Below are 17,165 nucleotides of genomic sequence, written 5' to 3' on the forward strand. Positions count from 1 at the left end.
CTCCTCGTCCGGTCGTGGGCCTTGGACCATTTTCCACGGCGGCACCAGATCCACGGCAATCGACGGCCGGAACTGTGATCTGTTCGACTACTGGCGATTTGTGCACGATTTTTCGCGGCAGACGCGGAAAATCGTGCACAAATCCCTAGAAGGCCGAGGTCTCCAGCTCCATGACGTCGGTATCGAGCGTCTCGATCACCCCGCGCACCGAGGTCAACAGCGGCAGCATGTTCTTGGCGAAGAACTTCGCCACCGCCACCTTGCCGGTATAGAACGCGTGGTCGCGTTCGGAGGCGCCGTCGAGCGCCGCCAGGGCGATCTGGGCGGCCAGGATCAACCGCCAACCGATCACCAGGTCGCCGACCGCGAGCAGGAAGCGCACCGAGCCCAGACCCACCTTGTACAGCTGCTCGGGATCCCCCTGGGCCGCCATCAGGTAGCCGGTCAGCGCGGCGGCCATCGCCTGGACGTCGGCGAGAGCCGTTGCCAGCCGGTCGGTTTCGGCCTTGAGCTCCGGCCCGGCACCATCGATGGTTGCGGTGATCTGGCTCGACACGTGGGCCAGCGCCGCGCCCTGGTCGCGGATGATCTTGCGGAAGAAGAAGTCCAGCGACTGGATGGCCGTCGTGCCCTCGTACAGCGCGTCGATGCGAGCGTCGCGGATGTACTGCTCGATCGGGTAATCCTGCAGGAAGCCGGACCCGCCGAGTGTCTGCAGCGATTCGGAGAGCATCTCGTAGGCGCGCTCGGAGCCGACGCCCTTCACGATGGGCAGCAGCAGGTCGTTCACCCGGTGCGCCAGATCGGCGTCGGCACCCGAAACGAGTTGCGCGACATCAGCATTCTGGTAGGCCGCGGTGTACAGGTAGACCGCGCGCAGACCTTCGGCGTAGGCCTTCTGCGTCATCAGACTGCGTCGCACATCGGGGTGCTCGATGATCGCCACGCGCGGCGCGGTCTTGTCCGCCATCTGGGTGAGATCGGCACCCTGGATGCGTTCCTTGGCGTAGGCCAGCGCGTTGAGGTAGCCGGTGGACAGGGTGCCGGCGGCCTTGACACCCACCGTCATCCGGGCGTTCTCGATGACCTTGAACATCTGCGCGATGCCGTTGTGCACGCCGCCGACGAGGTAGCCGATCGCGGGCTTTCCGTGGGCGCCGAACGTCAACTCACACGTCGGTGACGACTTGATGCCCATCTTGTGTTCCAGGCCGGTGACGTACACGCCGTTACGCTCGCCCAGCTCGAGGGTCTCGGGGTCGAACAGGAAGTTGGGCACGAAGAACAAGCTCAGCCCTTTGGTACCCGGGCCCGCGCCCTCGGGCCGGGCCAGCACCAGGTGGAAGACGTTCTCCGCGGTGTCACCGACGTCGCCACCGGAGATGAAGCGCTTGACGCCCTCGATGTGCCAGGTGCCGTCAGGCTGTTCGATGGCCTTGGCCCGTCCCGCCCCGACATCGGAGCCGGCGTCCGGCTCGGTCAGCACCATGGTGCCCGCCCAGCCCTTGTCCATGGCCGTCCGCGCCCAGAGCTGCTGCTCCTCGGTACCCACCTCGGCCAGCGTGTGCGCCATCGCCGGCCCCAGGCCGTACAGGAACGTCGCCGACGGGTTCGCGCTGATGAGCATCTCCTGCGTCGCCCACACCAGCGCCGCCGGCGCCGGCGTACCACCGGCGCGCTCATCGAGGCCCAGGCGCCACCATTCGGCCTCCTTGACCACCCGCACGGTCTTGGCCAGCTCCTCGGACACCGTGATGCGGTGCTCGTCGGGCAGGAACACCGGCGGGTTGCGGTCGGCTTCGACAAACGTCTCGGCGACAACGCCTTCGGCGAGCTTCGAGATCTCGTCGAGGATGGATCGCGCCGTATCGGCATCGAGGTCGCCGTAGCCACCCGCATCCAGGGCCGCGCGGAGCGGCAGCACTTCGAACAGATTGAATTCGATATCGCGCAGATTGGCGATGTAGTGGCTCACGCAGCTCAGGATCCGCGTCGCGCCACGAGGTACGCAACCGTAAGTCTCGCCAACCTACGGTTACGGACCCGAAGGTTCTGAGGTCACACCCACATGTGACCTCCACCACACCGCGTCCCCCCGGGGATTTGTGCACGATTCTTCGCGGTCTGCGCGGAAAAACGTGCACAAATCCCAGGGCCGGCTACAACTGGACGATCACGCTCTTGTTCTTCAGGTAGGCCTCGAGGCCTTCGCGACCGAACTCCTGGCCCCAGCCGGACTGCTTGTAGCCACCGAACGGCAGGTCGTGGTCAAAGACCAACTGGCAGTTGACCTGAACGCTGCCGGCCTGCAGGCGCTTGACGATGCGGTGCGCCCGGCTGACGTTGGTGGTCCACGCGGTGGCCGCCAGTCCGTAGCTCGTGTCGTTGGCCATGGCGACGGCCTCGTCCTCGGTGTCGAACGGCAGGATGCTGACCACCGGCCCGAAGATCTCCTGCTGGTACAGGCGCATGCCTGGATCGACGTTGGTCAGCACCGTCGGGTGCACGAAGTAGCCCTTGCGGTCCAGCCGGTACCCGCCCGCGACGATCTCGACGCCGTCGTTCTTGCCCTCGTCGATGAAGCCCAGAACCCGATTCAGCTGCTTGGCACTGATCAGCGGGCCGCTCATCACGCCCTCTTCCTCCGGTCCGCCGTACTTCATGAAGTTGGCGACGTTCGCGATACCCTCGACCACCTGGTCATAGACGCCGCGCTGCACGAAAATCCTTGAGCCGCACACACATCCCTGGCCGGAGTGGATGAAGATGCCCATGGCCGCACCGAAGATGGCCTTGTCCAGGTCGGCGTCGTCGAAGATCAGCACCGGCGACTTGCCGCCGAGTTCCAGCATGACCTTCTTGAGGTTGCCCGCCGAAGCCTTGACGATCTCCTTGCCCACTTCCGTCGAACCCGTGAACGCGACCTTCTCGACGTCGGGGTGCGCGGTGATGGCGGCGCCCGCGGTGTGGCCGTACCCGGTGATCAGGTTGACGACCCCCTCGGGCACGCCCGCCTCGTGGATCAACCGGTCCAGCAGCAGCGCCGAAAGCGGGGTCTCCTCAGCGGGTTTCACCAGGCTGCTGCAGCCCGCGGCCAGCGCAGGGGCGACCTTGGCGCAGGCGTTGAAGATGGGGCCGTTCCACGGGAAGATCAGGCCGACGACGCCGTAGGGCTCACGCAGCGTGTAGCCGTGCTGGTCGACGTAGGCGTCCGACGCGATGCCGCTGGTGCGGATGTCGTAGGCGGTGCCGTTGATCTTCGAACACCAGCCGGCGTAATAGCGGAAGAACTCGGCGCACGTCGGCACGACGAGCTCGGACTGCATCTTCATCATGCCCGTGTTGGCCGAGTCGATGGCCGCGAACTCGGCGGCGTGCTCGTCGATCAGGTCGGCGATGCGCCACAGGATCTTGGCGCGTTCCCGGCCCGGCAGACCGGACCAGACACCGGATTCGAAGGACGACTTGGCGCGGGCGACGGCCTCGTCGACGAACTCAGGGCCGCAATCGGTGAACTCGCCGATCTGCTCCTCGCTCACCGGATCGATGATCGGGATGAGCTCACCCGTACCCGGGCGCTTCTGGATGTCCTCCAAGACCGACTGCAGCGTCATCGCGTGCCTCTCATCGTCAGCGAGCCCGCGCCCCGGGGTGGGCGCGCAACAAATGCTGTGCAGTTGCTTAGCATTGCCGCGATCAGGTCGTCAAGAGTGGCTCACGCCGGCGGGTTGTCTGGAAAGATCGGGTCCGTGTCTGCCGGCCACGACTACACCTCCCCTGACCTGGCACGCAGCGCCCTGGTGCTGATCGACGTGCAGAACGATTTCGTCTCGGGTCCGTCGCAGGTCGACGGCACCGCCGAACGGGTGCCCGCGATGGCCCGGCTGCTCGCGGCGTTCCGCGCGGCGCACCGGCCGATCGTGCACATCGTGCGGCTGTACGTCCCCGGCGGCAGCGACGCCGACCCGCCGCGCCGGGCCGCCATCGAGTCCGGCAAGCAGATCGCCGCACCGCACACCGACGGCGCCGCGGTACCCGGGGAACTGCTGGCGCACCCCCTGGACTACGACTCGCTACTGGCCGGCGGCGTCCAGCAGGTGGCGCCGGGTGAGGTCGTCATGTTCAAACCACGGTGGTCGGCGTTCTACCGCACGGCATTGGAAGTGCATCTGCGCGACCTCGCGGTGAACACCGTCGTGGTGGCCGGCTGCAACCTGCCGAATTGTCCCCGCGCCACCCTGTTCGACGCCTCCGAGCGGGACTTCCGCGCCGCGCTGGTCACCGACGCCACGTCCCAGGTGACACCCGAGCGGCTCGCCGACCTGGCACTCATCGGCGTCGAGACGCTCACGACCGCGGACGTCGAGCAGTTCTTCCGGGCCACTGCAACCACACAGGAACGCCAGTGAACAATTCACGGGGTGAGACCGCACAGTAAGACGCGATCCTGACCGCCCTCGCGATCACGGCGGTGCTGCTGGCCGGCGTCGCCGCAGGAGTGATCAACGCCGTGGTGGGCTCCGGCAGCCTGATCACCTTCCCCGTGCTGATGGCCGTCGGTTACCCGCCACTGGTGGCCAACATGTCCAACTCGGTCGGCCTGGTGCCGGGGAACTTCACCGGTGCCTACGGCTACCGGCACGAGCTCGGCGGCCAGGGCGCCCGCATCCTCCGGCTCGGGGTGGTGTCGCTGGCCGGCGCGATCGTCGGCGCCGTGCTGCTACTCAAACTGCCACCCGGCGCCTTCACCGCGGTCGTGCCATGGCTGATCCTGCTGGCCGGCGCGCTCGTGCTGGTGCAACCCCTGTTGCGCCGGGCGCTGGATGCCCGGCGCGGCGCGCCGCGGTCCACCGACCATGCCGCGCCGCTCTACGCGGGCGTGTTCGGGTGCGCGGTCTACGGCGGCTATTTCGGTGCGGCGCAAGGCATCATCATGATGGCCCTGTTCGGGCTGTTCGTGTCAGAAGATCTGCAGCGCCTCAACGGCGTCAAGAACATCTCTGTGGGACTGGTCAATTCGGTCGCGGCCATCATCTTCATCATCGTCGGCCAGGTGGCCTGGCTACCGGCGCTGCTGCTGGCCGTCGGCTCGACCATCGGCGGCTACATCGGAGCCAGGATCGGACGCCGCCTGCCGCCCAACGCCTTACGCGCCTGCATCGTCGTCGTCAGTGTCGTCGCGTTCACCGTCATGATGCTGCGGTAGCCGGCGCGCCATCGGCCGAATTCGTCACCGCTAACACGCAATAACCGACTTTTGGTATGTCACGATTCGAACGCGCCGGGCCCAGCTAACGAGCGGATGGGGTGCCGGTGTGTCAGCATGAACCCGTGAGGCCAAGCAGAAGCAGAAGCCGCATCAGAAGCCTGACTACGGCCGCAATCCTGGTGGTACCGCCAGGATTGATCTCCGCGGCCCTACCGCAGACAGCACACGCGGCCGAATGCCCCGACGCCCAGGTCATATTCGCCCGCGGCACCGACGAAGCGCCCGGACCCGGCGGGGTGGGGACGGCGTTCATCGATTCGCTGCGCACCGCCATCAGCCCGAAAACCCTTGATGTGTACGCGGTCGACTATCCCGCGACCACCGACTTCCCCACCGCCGTCGACGGAATCCGTGACGCGCGTAGGCAAATCGTGACGACCGCGGCGGCCTGTCCCCGGACCAAGATGGTGCTCGGCGGGTTCTCACAGGGCGCCGCCGTTGCGGGCTTCGTCACCGCAGGCACCATTCCCGACGGCGTCTCCGCCGCCGAAGTGCCGACTCCCATGCCACCCGACGTCGCGGATCACGTTGCCGCCGTAGCCTTGTTCGGCAAGCCCTCGCCACGGTTCATGCGCGCCATCGGCTCTCCCGCTGTCACGGTCGGCCCGGTCTACCAACCCAAAACCACCGATCTCTGTGCCCCCAACGACCTGGTGTGCGATGCACACGGATCGAGCTTCGACGCCCACAACAGTTACGTGGACAGCGGATTGGTCAACCAGGGCGTGAACTTCGCCGTGAGGCAACTGCAGGCGGGGTGGGCGGCCGACGCACTGGCCGGACCCGCGCCGTGGTCATCGACGACGATCCAGGCCGCCGATCAGGCCGGGCGCGGTCGGCCCGCGCCCGCCGGGACTCCGCCGTCCACCGCGGCGCCGGCCCATATGCCGGCGAGCGCACCGTGGCTCCCGGGACCGGAGCAGGCCGCGACGGCACCGGACGCAGCGCCGGCCCCGTAGCCGCTACCGGAACTGCACGCCACGGCGCCGCACCCACCAATCGGCAAACAGTGTCCCGGCGATCCACACGCCGACCGCGATAGCAAGGTGCACAGCGCTTTTGGTGTCGCGGCCGAGGACGGGACCGAAAACATGGGCGACGGCGTTCGGTAGCTTCCGCCACAATTCCCGGTGCTCCACCCCGCCGACCGGGTCGGCGACGAAATACAGAACGTACGGCAGCACCAGCGACGACAGCCAGAATGCGATACGGCGCCGGTCGTGACGCTGGCCCCACCGCTGCACCAACCGCACTTCAGCAACCGGCAGCAATACCGACACCGCGTTGCCGACGCCCAGCCAGGACACGATCGGCACCGCGACATTCGGGATCGTCACACCGAGCCGGGCCGGAGTCTCCAACCAGACGGTGAGCACCGCGGCAACCACGAGCGTCGGAAGTCCGACGAGAATCAGCAGCGCCAGGTTCTTCTGCAGCAATATCCGCCATGGCGACACCGATTCGGCCAGCCGCTGCCGGACCCGATCATGGTCGGCGCCAAGCACATTGGTTGTCGTGGTGTCGGCCAGCACGAACGACGAGAAGTACGTGCCGACCAGGATCACCCAATCGTGGTGATGGCGTCCCCCGGAGGTCAGCGGCTCCACGGCAAGCCACAGCAGGGCGAGCACGACGTTGGCCGCCACGCCCAGCAGCCAGGTGCGCGGCGGCGTGAAGGCCCAACGCACTTCCGACCACATTGCGGGCAACATCGTCCATCTCCACCGTCAACGCCCCGTCCGCCGCGGAGCGCGTGCGACGATACCGGCAACAAACGTTGCGGTTCCTGTGAGCGCAGTGCCGCCGACACAGATCCGAATGGGAGCGTATGGCGGAACCGCACGGCACCGATCCCAGTGCCCACATTCAGCTGATCGTCGACCTGCTGGCCCGATCGCTGAATCGCGCGGTCCTGCTGGACGACACGGCGATGACGCCCATGACCTTCAGCCGCCAGCTCGGGACCGTCGACGACGTGCGAATGCACAGCCTCCTCGAGCGCACCACGAAACCCGAAGTCATAGCAGAGCTTCAGGCCCTAGGAATCGATGACGCCGACCCGGGCGTCGCGATTCCGCCGCTGCCCCAGTACGCCATGGTGGCGCGGTACTGCGTGCCGGTTCGATCGGCCGCGAACCATTTCGGCTACCTGTGGGTGATCGACCCGGAGCAGTCACTGAGCGCGGCCGAGCGTGCCCTGGCGAACCAGGCCGGCGCGGATCTGGTGGCGGTCCTGGATCGGCGCCAAACCGCCGAGCGGGCCGTCGAGTCCGCGCGTCAGGCCGTGCTCACCCGCCTGTTGGCGGCCGGTGCGGGCGAGCCGCTGAACGCGGTGCTCCTCGAGCTCAGCGCCCAGGGCATGGCACAGCCGGACAGCCTGCTCACCGTCTTCGCGTTCGTCCCGTCCGGGGACGCCGCGGAGACCGAGCAGCGTCTCACCGCACTACGCCTGCGGCTGTCCGCCGTCGAGCGAACGCACAACTGGTTCATCCTGCCCGGCAATCCCGTGAGCGTCTTCGCCTTCTGCCCCGCGCACGTGCGGGTCTCGCCGCAGCGACTCGCCGAGACCGTGACCTCGTCGATCCGGGCCACCTTCGATGACGCGCCGGTCATCGGCTGGTCCGGTAGCCGGCTGCCCCTGGCCCAGGCCGCCCAGTCATTTCGGGATGCCCGGCTGGCCTGCACCCTGGCCGCCGCGGGCGCCGGCCCGGGCGAGGCGGCGCTCGACTGGACCGCGGCCGGGTCGTGGCGGGCGGTCGCGCTGGTCGCCGACAGCCTCGCCGACGCTCCAGACGAACTCGACGCGCTGATCCATCCGGGCGTCGCGGCGCTCTTGGCCGAGGGACGCGACGACCTCATCCAGACGCTCGAGGCCTATCTGTCCTCCGGCGGCGATGCCCGGCGCGCGGCCGACACCATGCACCTGCATCGCTCGACGCTGTACTACCGCCTGGAGAAGATCACCCAGGCTCTCGGTGACGACGTCACCGACCTCACCGACGGCGAAGCCCGCTTCGATCTCATGCTCAGCATCCGGCTGGCCCGACTGCGCCGCCGCTGATACCAGGCGCCGGCGGCCTTCCGACTCCTGTCGGAAAAACGGCCGGATGTTCCGACAAGATGGCGCCTCCTTCGGCCCCCGCATGCCGTGCTGACCGGCTTAGTATTCGCACACACCAAATAGTGGTGCAGCTCACATCTGTCGCTGGGCGTGGGCTGAAAACGCCCTGACAACGCCGTCGGGGCAGCGCGAAGGAGACGACGTGAGCGGGACACCGACCCTCAACAAGGCACTGAGCCAACGCCAACTGTCCATGATCGCGATCGGGGGCGTGATCGGCGCCGGGCTGTTCGTCGGCTCCGGTGTCGTCATCAAAGACACCGGTCCCGGCACGTTCATCACGTATGCGCTCGCCGGCGTGCTGATCATCATGATCATGCGGATGCTCGCCGAGATGGCGGTGGCCAATCCGTCGACCGGCTCGTTCGCCGATTACGCCCGCAATGCCTTGGGCAACTGGGCCGGCTTCTCGATCGGCTGGCTGTACTGGTACTTCTGGGTGATCGTCGTCGGATTCGAGGCGATCGCCGGCGCGAAGATCATTCGGTACTGGCTGCCCGCGGCACCGATATGGCTCACAGCCCTACTGCTGTTGATCGCGATGACGGCGACGAATCTGTTCTCTGTGTCGTCGTTCGGCGAGTTCGAGTTCTGGTTCGCCAGCATCAAGGTCGCGGCCATCATCGTGTTCATCGGACTGGGCTCCTGTTTCGTGCTCGGTCTGTGGCCGCACAAATCCATGGATTTCTCCAACCTGACCGCGCACGGCGGTTTCTTCCCGCTGGGCTCGTCCGCGGTCACCGTCGGTGTCGTCACCGTGATCTTCTCGATGGTGGGCGCCGAGATCGCGACCATCGCCGCCGCCGAGTCCACCGACCCTGAGCGCGCTGTCGCCAAGGCCGCCAACTCGGTCATCATGCGCATCGCCGTCTTCTTCGTCGGCTCGGCGTTCCTGCTGGTGACCATCCTGCCGTGGAACGGCAAGCAGCTCGCCGCGTCGCCGTTCGTCTCGGCCTTCACCGCGATGGGTATCCCCTACGCCGACCACATCATGAACGCGGTTGTCCTGACCGCAGTCTTGAGCTGCCTGAACTCGGGCATGTACACCGCCTCGCGCATGCTGTTCGTGCTGGCCGCCCGCCGAGAGGCGCCCGCCCAGCTCGTCTCCGTCACCCGTCGCGGCGTTCCGGCGGCCGCCATTCTCACATCGTCGGTCATCGGTTTCCTGGGTGTCATCGCCTCGGCCTTCTCGCCCGATTTCATCTTCAAGTTCCTGCTGGATTCCAGCGGCGCCGTCATCCTCTTCGTCTACCTCTTGATCGCCATCTCCCAGATCGTGCTGCGGTACCGCAACGGCGGCGACAAGCTCAAGGTCAAAATGTGGCTGTTCCCCGTGTTGTCGATCATCACGGCGCTGGCGATGACCGCCATCCTGGTTCAGATGTACGTCCAGGGCGGAGACAACCGAAGGGCCCTGACGCTGAGCCTGCTGTCCTGGGCCGTGGTGATCGGGCTGTTCTTCGCCAACCGCTGGTTCAACTCCCGCCGGCCGGTCCCGGAGCCCGTCATCGCGACCGAGCGGCCGCACCGGGTACTGGTGCTGGCCAACGAAACCGTCGGCTCCGAGGAGCTGCTCGACGAACTGCGCGCCATCGGCGCCGACAACGCCACGACCTATCACGTGGTGGTGCCGGTCAGCCCGATCGAGACCGGCGCCGCCGCCTCGCACAGCCCCCTCGATGTCTGGGAGGCCACCAAAGTCCTTGCCCAGCAACGTCTCGACCAGACGCTGGCGGCGCTGCACTCGGCGAACCTGGAGGCCGACGGCAAGCTGGGCGACTACCGCCCGCTGCGCGCGCTGGCCGCCGGCGTGGACGAATTCCACCCGGATCAGATCGTCATCGCGACAGAGCCACCGGAACAGTCGATCTGGCACCGCTTCGATGTGGTCGACCGCGCCCGGTCCGACTACAACATCCCGGTGACCAACGTGATCGCGATGACTCCCGCCGAGGAGCCTGTCGCGTGACGATCATCGCCGGGTTCAGCGCCTCCCGGCAGGGCAGCGCCCCGATCAACCTCGCTGTGCAGATCGCGAGGACCACGGGCGAGAAGGTCATCGCGGCAGCGGTTCTCGAGCGCTCGTGGCCGCCGCGCAACGACCCCGTCGAGGAGGAATACCTGCGCCACGTTAAGGCGCAGACGGCCCAGTCCTTGCAGGCCGTCGTCAACGGCCTCCCCGGGCGACCGGACGTACCCACGCTGGTTCACGAATCCGGCTCCATCCCAACCGGTTTGCTCGAGCTCGCGCAGGAGTTCGAGGCCCGCGCCGTGGTGCTCGGATCGTCGTCGTCCGGCCTGCTGGGACGCGTTGCTCTCGGCAGCGTGACGGAGCGGCTGGTGCACACCGCGCAGGTGCCGGTGGCGATCGCGCCGCGCGGATACGCCTTCAGTCACGAGCCGATCCGCCGCCTCACCGCGGCCTACGGCGGCGAGGCCGACACCAACGGATTGATCCGGGCGGCCGCGGAGCTGTCGAAGGACTGGAACGCCCAGCTGCGGATCGTGGCGTACACCGTCCGGCCCGCGTGGGCATTCGGCGGGCCCTCGCTCGAGGCGGGTGCCGAGGACATGGTGGTCGCGCAGTGGTCGAAACGCACCGCCGACGATGTCACCAAGCAGCTCAACAGAATTCGCGAAGATCTGGCCGTGCCCGATGTGGACATGGTCGTCAGCAGCGGGCGGGATTGGCAGCAGGCCGTGGAGAACACGGGCTGGGCATCAGGTGATGTGCTGCTGCTCGGATCGGGCGCGGCCGGGCAGTCCGCCCGGGTGTTTCTCGGATCGGCAGCGGCGAAAATCCTGCGTCATTCACCGGTCCCGGTGATGATCATGCCGCGCGCCTGAGTTCGTCGGCCGAAAGGCCAACTATCGCTTGCCGTATTGAACAGCTTGCGACAGTTGGCCTTTGAGCTTCTATCTAGCTCTTACCGTAGGGCGCGGCCTTGACGACGGGGCTGGCCGACGGGGTCAGCGGCGCGGTGGGAGGCGCCTCCTTGGTGGTCGTCGAGCCATTGGCGCCCACCGGGTTCTCCCGCGCCGGCTCGGCAACCGCGACGGTGGCGGCCCCCATGGCCACGAGAGCGCCGGCGCCGATTGCGGCAGCCAGACGACGGATGGTGACGGCGTTGGTCAGACGTGAACGAGACATCAATTTCCTCAGTGTGTTGTTGCCTGTGCAGGATTGGTGCCCGCAGCCCCGAGCCGCTCGCACCTCCGACCCTCGTGTCCCGCAATCTCCAAAGCAGATCGGGAGCGGCAAAGCCAACCACAAGCAATCGGTGCAGCGAAATCTGCCGTGTCGCGATGAGCACGTCAACAGCCAGCGGAAATGTTGAGCAGACTGCTCAGGGTGTGACGTAGGACACTGTGATCTACGCATCATTTTGCCCGGTACCGCCGGGGTTGACGCACGCGTCGACGAGGTGTCGCCGCAGGCGATCCGGGGTAAGGACGGACGGTGCGACACAGACACCGGGCAGGTGAGCCATGAGGCTGCGACATAGCGACATCGCATCGCCCGGGATCACGCGCAGGCGGCGCGGCAACGGCTTCTCCTACTACGACGCCGACGGCACTCCCGTCACCGACGAAGCGACGCTACAACGGATTCGCGAACTGGTGATACCACCGGCGTGGCGGAAAGTCTGGATCAGCCCCCACCGCAACGGACACATCCAGGCGGTGGGCACCGACGCCGCGGGACGCCGCCAGTACCTCTATCACGCCGTGTGGCAGCAGGAACGCACCGAGGAGAAGTTCGACCGCGTGCTCCAGCTCTCCACGGCGCTGCCCGAGTGGCGAAACCGGATCGCAGCCGACCTCACCGGCCGCGGACTGCACCGCGAGCGCGTGCTCGCGGTGGCCCTGCATCTGATCGACCTCGGGTATTTCCGCGCCGGCGGCGAGGAGTACGCCCAGGAGAACGACTCGCGCGGACTGGCCACGCTGCGTTGCGAACACGTCGAGGTGCGCAGCGGCACAGTGATATTCGACTACCCGGCGAAGAGCGGCGTACAGCGCCATCTGGAACTGGCAGACCAACAAGTGGTCCGAGCGGTCCGAGCGCTACGCCGCGGACGAGACCCAACCGATCGACTCTTCTACTGCCGCACCGGTTCGGGGTGCGTAGAGCTCCATGCCGACGACCTCAATGCCCGATTCAAAGAGCTTGTCGGCGAGGAGTACAGCGTCAAGGACCTGAGAACATGGCACGGCACCGTATTGGCCGCCGCGGGCTTCGCCTCCGTCGCGCCGGCGGATACGAAGGCAGCCATCCGCCGCGCCCGGACTTCGGTCTTCCGCGAGGTCGCCGACGAACTCGGCAACACCCCTGCAGTGGCGCGGAGTTCGTATGTCGACCCCCGGGTGGTGACGGCGTACGAACAAGGTCTGACGATTTCCGCGGCCGTCAGGCGTGCCGAGAAGCAGCGGAATGACGCTGCGGCTCAGGAGATCCTGGAAAGAGCCACCCGGAAACTCATCCGCCGCATGGCGCGAGCATCAGGTACGTGAGTGGGCCAGCCTGGTCTGCAGAGAGGTATCGACCATCTGCGGACTCAAGATGTGATCGAGCGCCGTGGTCGCGCAGCCGATGATGCCGACGCGCTCCTGAAGCACCGACGGGACGACCTGCAGCGTGCGGGTGGCCAGCGTGCTGGCGTTGCCGTACAAGGTTTCTCGCAGACCGGCCACGAACACGTCGTAAGCACCGACCATGTCACCGGCCACGACCAACACGGCGGGGTTGATCAGGTTGACCGCGGCCGCGAGCACTTCGCCGACATGTCGACCACTGTCACGAATCTTGCTGCGGGCCTTGGCATCCCCACTGTGCGCCAACGCCACGACGTCACGCAGGTGGCCCACGGCATACCCTTCACGCCGCAGATCGCGCACGATCGCCCAGCCGCCGGCGACCGCCTCGACGCAACCCGTGTCACCGCAGCGGCACGAGATACCGGCAGCCGCCGCGATCTTGCTGTGCCCGAAGTCCCCCGCTGCCTGCACCGCGCCGCGCCGGAGTTGGCCCCCCATCACGATGCCGGCGCCCAACCCGGTGGACGCCTTGACGACCAGCATGTCCTGCACATCGGCGAATCCGAAGCGGCGTTCGGCCAGTGCGATCACATTGGCATCGTTGTCCATGACCACCGGCGCGTCGGCGAGGTGCCGGAAGTACGGCGCCAACGGCACACCGTCCCAACCACTCATGTTCGGCGAGTCCAGGCTCGCCCCGAGCTGCTGATCGACCGTGCCGGGAAGACTCAGACCGATGCCGAATATGCGGTCGCCGCGGCGCCCGGAGTCGTCCAGGAGTTCGCCGAGCCGCTTCACCAGATCGGGCATCAGATCGCCCGGGCCCATACCGGGCTCCTGATCGATGTCGGCGGTCGCAAGGATGTCGCCGGCGAGATTGCACAACGCCAGTTGCGTGCGGCTCCGCCCGATGGCCACCGCGAAGACGATGCCGGCATCCACGTTGAACATGAGCTGCGCCGCCGGACGTCCGCCCGTAGTTGCGACGTGCTCGGGCTCGATCACCAGATTGTCGGCTTCCAGCGCCGCGATTCGCGCAGTCACCGCGGTGCGCGACAGACCGGTGATTCGGCCGATCTCGCTACGGGTAATAGCCCGGTGATCCCTGATCACGGCGAACACTTCGCCGGCAGTAGGTGACACCGACGTGCCGCTGAGCGCCATGGCTGCCATTGAAGCAAGGCGACACATGCCGGCGCAAGCGTAAGTCAGGGCTAGTTAGGTATTTGAAATACATAATTAGCTTGCAGAAAATCCTAATGAGTGTATGGTTCGTCCTGAAACGATCAAGCGAGGAGTATCGGCAGTGACTATTCGGATCGGCGTCAACGGTTTCGGGCGTATCGGGCGTAACTTCTTTCGGGCCCTGGATGCGCAAAAGGCAGCGGGGAAGAACGCCGATCTGGAGATCGTCGCGGTCAACGACTTGACTTCCACGGATGCGTTGGCGCATCTGTTGAAGTTCGATTCGATCCTGGGCCGGTTGCCCTATGAGGTGCGCGCGGACGGGGACACCCTGATCGTCGGGGACACCAAGATCAAGGCGCTGGCGGTCAAGGACGGTCCGGCGGCGCTGCCGTGGGGCGATCTGGGTGTGGACATCGTGGTGGAATCGACCGGCATTTTCACCGATGCGGCCAAGGCGCGCGGGCATCTGGAGGCCGGGGCCAAGAAGGTGATCATCTCCGCACCGGCGACCGGTGAGGACATCACGATCGTGATGGGTGTCAATGATGACAAGTACGACGGTAGTCAGGACATCATCTCGAATGCGTCGTGCACGACGAATTGTCTGGGCCCGATCGCCAAGGTGTTGAACGATGAGTTCGGGATCGTGAGCGGGTTGATGACGACGATTCACGCCTATACGCAGGATCAGAATCTGCAGGATGGGCCGCACAAGGATTTGCGGCGGGCGCGGGCGGCGGCGATCAACATCGTGCCGACCTCGACGGGGGCGGCCAAGGCGATCGGGTTGGTGTTGCCCGAGCTCAAGGGCAAGTTGGACGGGTATGCGTTGCGGGTGCCGGTGCCCACGGGGTCGGTGACCGATCTGACCGCGGAGCTGGGGAAATCCGCGAGTGCGGCGGACATCAACGCGGCGATGCGGGCGGCGGCCGAGGGTCCGCTGCAGGGGATTTTGAAGTACTACGACGCGCCGATCGTGTCGTCCGATATCGTCACCGACCCGCACAGTTCGCTGTTCGATGCGGGACTGACCAAGGTCATCGACAACCAAGCCAAGGTCGTGTCCTGGTATGACAACGAATGGGGCTACTCCAACCGCATCGGAGATCTCGCCGCACTGGTCGCGAAGTCGCTGTAGCCGCACGGACGCCGGCGATGCGATTCGCGCCTACTCCGCGGATCGCTCGTCGGCCAAGAGCAGCTGGTCGATGGTGCTGATGCTCTCGGCCGACAGACCGGTGCGCCGCAAGGAACCGACCAACTGTGCCGCAACGTCTTTGAGCTTTTGTTTGGTCGCCTGCGAACGCCACTTGAGAATCTCGAAGGCCCGGGCGTCGTCGACGTCATAAGCGATCATCAAGATGCCCTTGGCCTGCTCGATGGCCGCGCGAGATTCGACGACGTGGCCCATGGCCGCCGTCAGGTCCGACTGCAGGCCGGCAGTGACGTCGATGTAGTAGCCCTGGGTTCCGATCACCTTCCCCGCCGAGTCGGTCAGATGATCGCTCACCACCACCATCCAATGCGTCTGCCCGTGCACATCGACGATCCGATGCCGGCTGCTGAACAAACCGCCCGCCTGCACCCGCTGGAGGATGTCGGCGACCTTGGCACGGTCGTCGGGATGCTTGTGACTCAACAGCAGTTCGGTGGTGGGTTGCACCTGTCCCGGCCGGTAGCCGTGCATACGGGCCACCTCGTCGGACCACACCCAGCGCTGCTCGGCGACGAAGAACTGGAACCTGCCGATGTCGTGCGCGTGACCGCCGGACAGGACCGTGACCGCGTCCCACTGGGCGGCGGTGGTCTCCGTCCCGGGCTCGTCAATCGGTGTCTCAGACACCGCGGTGCGCACTTGTCGACGCAATCAGGCGATGGCCGGGCCGATACCTCGACAAGTGCAACCCCTCAGTTCCGGTGAAGCGATAGCTGACGATAGCCGCGTTCCCCGCCGGTGTTAAGGCCATCAAGCGAAGCGTTTGCGAACGTGACCTTGCGTTTGTTGGATAGTCCTACGATTGACATCGCAGGCAGCGTTCATAACCTGCTGCTCGGCCGCCGGTACGTGCAGCGGATGGGAGTCATGTGGACACGGGAATATTCGAAAGCGAAGATCTCGGTGCCACCGAGGAGTTCCTGGGCCGCAGGTACGCGAAGATGCGCCTGCAAACCGATGACGACGACCAGACGTTGCTGCGCCACGAACGGCAACGAGCCGGCACGGTCAGCATCGACGAACTCCACTTCACCTACAGCGTCGGCTATGCCGTCAACCCCCTGGAGCGCGTCTGCATCTGCCGCATGCATTCGGGCGTGCTCGAACAGGACATCATCGGCGAACCGTCCGACGCCTTCACCGCCGGCGACGTGACGCTCCTGGCGCCACCGGAGCTCCCCTACACAGGCCGGCTGTCGCACGCGCACTACGACCTCACGATGTTCGATCCCGCATTACTGAACCGCGTTGCGAACACCGGCCCTGGTCGGCGGTCACAACCCGTGCGGCTCCTCGGACACCGGCCCGTCTCGGCCGCGGCGGGGCGCCAACTCGGAGCGCTGATCGGTTACCTGCGGGATCACGTGCTGCCGTCACCGGAGGCACGTACGTCGGAACTGGTGGCCGCCACCGCCGCCCAGCATCTGGCCGCCAGTATGCTTGCCGCACTGCCCAATACGGCGACAACCGAACCGACCCCCGTCGATCGCCGGGATTCGAACGAACCACTGCTGCGCCGCGCGATCGCGTTCATCGACGAGAACGCCCACCGCGATATCGCCCTCAGTGACATCGCCGAAGCCATCTACGTGACACCGCGAGCGGTCCAGTACATGTTCCGCCGGCATCTGGACACCACGCCCATGCAGTACCTGCGTACGGCCCGGCTGCACCGGGCCCACAGCGAGCTGCTGGCCGGCGATGTCGCGACCACCACGGTGAGCGCCGTCGCCCTCCGCTGGGGTTTCGCCCACACCGGGCGATTCGCGGTGACCTACCGGCAGACCTTCGGCTGCAGTCCCCACCAGACGCTGCGCAGCTGACGTTCTCGC

General features: G+C 66.4%; 15 protein-coding genes. 9 read left to right on the top strand and 6 right to left on the bottom strand.

The window, feature by feature from the left end:
* Window positions 1-145: 145 nt before the first annotated feature.
* Together ACJH6I_RS04695 and ACJH6I_RS04700 are read right to left on the bottom strand one after the other, a co-directional pair.
* Entirely contained in the window at window positions 146-1,975 is a 1,830-nt protein-coding gene (locus tag ACJH6I_RS04695) for an acyl-CoA dehydrogenase (RefSeq protein WP_318984189.1), read from the bottom strand.
* 184 nt (window positions 1,976-2,159) lie between these two features.
* Window positions 2,160-3,614, bottom strand: a complete 1,455-nt coding sequence (locus ACJH6I_RS04700; protein WP_318984188.1) for an aldehyde dehydrogenase family protein — start codon at window positions 3,612-3,614, stop codon at window positions 2,160-2,162.
* Between the two features lie 135 nt (window positions 3,615-3,749).
* On the opposite strand from ACJH6I_RS04700, the gene ACJH6I_RS04705 reads away from it, so the two are divergent.
* From ACJH6I_RS04705 to ACJH6I_RS04715, 3 genes are all read left to right on the top strand, one after another.
* Entirely contained in the window at window positions 3,750-4,409 is a 660-nt protein-coding gene (locus ACJH6I_RS04705; protein ID WP_318984187.1) for an isochorismatase family cysteine hydrolase, read from the top strand.
* A 62-nt stretch (window positions 4,410-4,471) separates the two neighbouring features.
* A complete protein-coding gene (locus ACJH6I_RS04710; protein ID WP_406783813.1) occupies window positions 4,472-5,206 on the top strand; it encodes a sulfite exporter TauE/SafE family protein in 735 nt (244 codons plus the stop codon).
* A gap of 182 nt (window positions 5,207-5,388) precedes the next feature.
* Window positions 5,389-6,228 carry a cutinase family protein gene (locus tag ACJH6I_RS04715; RefSeq protein WP_318984186.1) on the top strand — a complete coding sequence of 280 codons (840 nt, stop codon included), beginning with the start codon at window positions 5,389-5,391 and terminating at the stop codon, window positions 6,226-6,228.
* Between the two features lie 3 nt (window positions 6,229-6,231).
* Here ACJH6I_RS04715 and ACJH6I_RS04720 read toward each other — a convergent pair whose 3' ends face one another.
* Window positions 6,232-6,981 carry a hypothetical protein gene (locus ACJH6I_RS04720; protein WP_318984185.1) on the bottom strand — a complete coding sequence of 250 codons (750 nt, stop codon included), beginning with the start codon at window positions 6,979-6,981 and terminating at the stop codon, window positions 6,232-6,234.
* Window positions 6,982-7,097: 116 nt separating this feature from the next.
* On the opposite strand from ACJH6I_RS04720, the gene ACJH6I_RS04725 reads away from it, so the two are divergent.
* From ACJH6I_RS04725 to ACJH6I_RS04735, 3 genes are all read left to right on the top strand, one after another.
* Window positions 7,098-8,330 carry a helix-turn-helix domain-containing protein gene (locus tag ACJH6I_RS04725; protein WP_318984184.1) on the top strand — a complete coding sequence of 411 codons (1,233 nt, stop codon included), beginning with the start codon at window positions 7,098-7,100 and terminating at the stop codon, window positions 8,328-8,330.
* Window positions 8,331-8,532: 202 nt separating this feature from the next.
* Window positions 8,533-10,359: an amino acid permease gene (locus ACJH6I_RS04730; RefSeq protein WP_318984183.1), complete on the top strand. Its 1,827-nt coding sequence runs from the start codon at window positions 8,533-8,535 to the stop codon at window positions 10,357-10,359.
* The gene (locus tag ACJH6I_RS04735) at window positions 10,356-11,237 is read left to right on the top strand and encodes a universal stress protein (protein WP_318984182.1); all 882 of its coding nucleotides are present in this window, start codon (window positions 10,356-10,358) and stop codon (window positions 11,235-11,237) included. The genes ACJH6I_RS04730 and ACJH6I_RS04735 overlap by 4 nt, the downstream gene beginning before the upstream one ends.
* A gap of 73 nt (window positions 11,238-11,310) precedes the next feature.
* Here ACJH6I_RS04735 and ACJH6I_RS04740 read toward each other — a convergent pair whose 3' ends face one another.
* Window positions 11,311-11,541 (bottom strand): hypothetical protein, encoded by a 231-nt coding sequence (locus ACJH6I_RS04740; protein ID WP_318984181.1) that lies wholly within the window; start codon window positions 11,539-11,541, stop codon window positions 11,311-11,313.
* 338 nt (window positions 11,542-11,879) lie between these two features.
* On the opposite strand from ACJH6I_RS04740, the gene ACJH6I_RS04745 reads away from it, so the two are divergent.
* Window positions 11,880-12,905, top strand: a complete 1,026-nt coding sequence (locus ACJH6I_RS04745; RefSeq protein WP_318984180.1) for a DNA topoisomerase IB — start codon at window positions 11,880-11,882, stop codon at window positions 12,903-12,905.
* Here ACJH6I_RS04745 and ACJH6I_RS04750 read toward each other — a convergent pair.
* The gene (locus ACJH6I_RS04750; RefSeq protein WP_318984302.1) at window positions 12,894-14,093 is read right to left on the bottom strand and encodes an ROK family transcriptional regulator; all 1,200 of its coding nucleotides are present in this window, start codon (window positions 14,091-14,093) and stop codon (window positions 12,894-12,896) included. The two genes, ACJH6I_RS04745 and ACJH6I_RS04750, sit on opposite strands and share 12 nt — an antisense overlap.
* A gap of 142 nt (window positions 14,094-14,235) precedes the next feature.
* Between ACJH6I_RS04750 and gap the strand changes: the two genes are divergently transcribed.
* A complete protein-coding gene (gap, locus tag ACJH6I_RS04755) occupies window positions 14,236-15,255 on the top strand; it encodes a type I glyceraldehyde-3-phosphate dehydrogenase (protein ID WP_318984179.1) in 1,020 nt (339 codons plus the stop codon).
* A 30-nt stretch (window positions 15,256-15,285) separates the two neighbouring features.
* On the opposite strand, the gene ACJH6I_RS04760 is transcribed toward gap, so the two are convergent.
* Window positions 15,286-15,867 carry a PAS and ANTAR domain-containing protein gene (locus tag ACJH6I_RS04760; protein WP_318984301.1) on the bottom strand — a complete coding sequence of 194 codons (582 nt, stop codon included), beginning with the start codon at window positions 15,865-15,867 and terminating at the stop codon, window positions 15,286-15,288.
* Between the two features lie 335 nt (window positions 15,868-16,202).
* Between ACJH6I_RS04760 and ACJH6I_RS04765 the strand changes: the two genes are divergently transcribed.
* The gene (locus ACJH6I_RS04765; RefSeq protein ID WP_318984178.1) at window positions 16,203-17,156 is read left to right on the top strand and encodes a helix-turn-helix transcriptional regulator; all 954 of its coding nucleotides are present in this window, start codon (window positions 16,203-16,205) and stop codon (window positions 17,154-17,156) included.
* Window positions 17,157-17,165: the final 9 nt, after the last annotated feature.

Origin of the sequence: Mycobacterium sp. SMC-13, from assembly GCF_045311035.1 — a bacterium.
GTDB lineage: Bacteria > Actinomycetota > Actinomycetes > Mycobacteriales > Mycobacteriaceae > Mycobacterium.

Coding starts and splice junctions, on each gene's coding strand:
- ACJH6I_RS04720 (WP_318984185.1), bottom strand. CDS start 6,981: ATGTTGCCCGCAATGTGGTCGGAAGTGCGTTGGGCCTTCACGCCGCCG.
- ACJH6I_RS04750 (WP_318984302.1), bottom strand. CDS start 14,093: ATGGCGCTCAGCGGCACGTCGGTGTCACCTACTGCCGGCGAAGTGTTC.
- ACJH6I_RS04725 (WP_318984184.1), top strand. CDS start 7,098: ATGGCGGAACCGCACGGCACCGATCCCAGTGCCCACATTCAGCTGATC.
- ACJH6I_RS04740 (WP_318984181.1), bottom strand. CDS start 11,541: ATGTCTCGTTCACGTCTGACCAACGCCGTCACCATCCGTCGTCTGGCT.
- ACJH6I_RS04700 (WP_318984188.1), bottom strand. CDS start 3,614: ATGACGCTGCAGTCGGTCTTGGAGGACATCCAGAAGCGCCCGGGTACG.
- ACJH6I_RS04745 (WP_318984180.1), top strand. CDS start 11,880: ATGAGGCTGCGACATAGCGACATCGCATCGCCCGGGATCACGCGCAGG.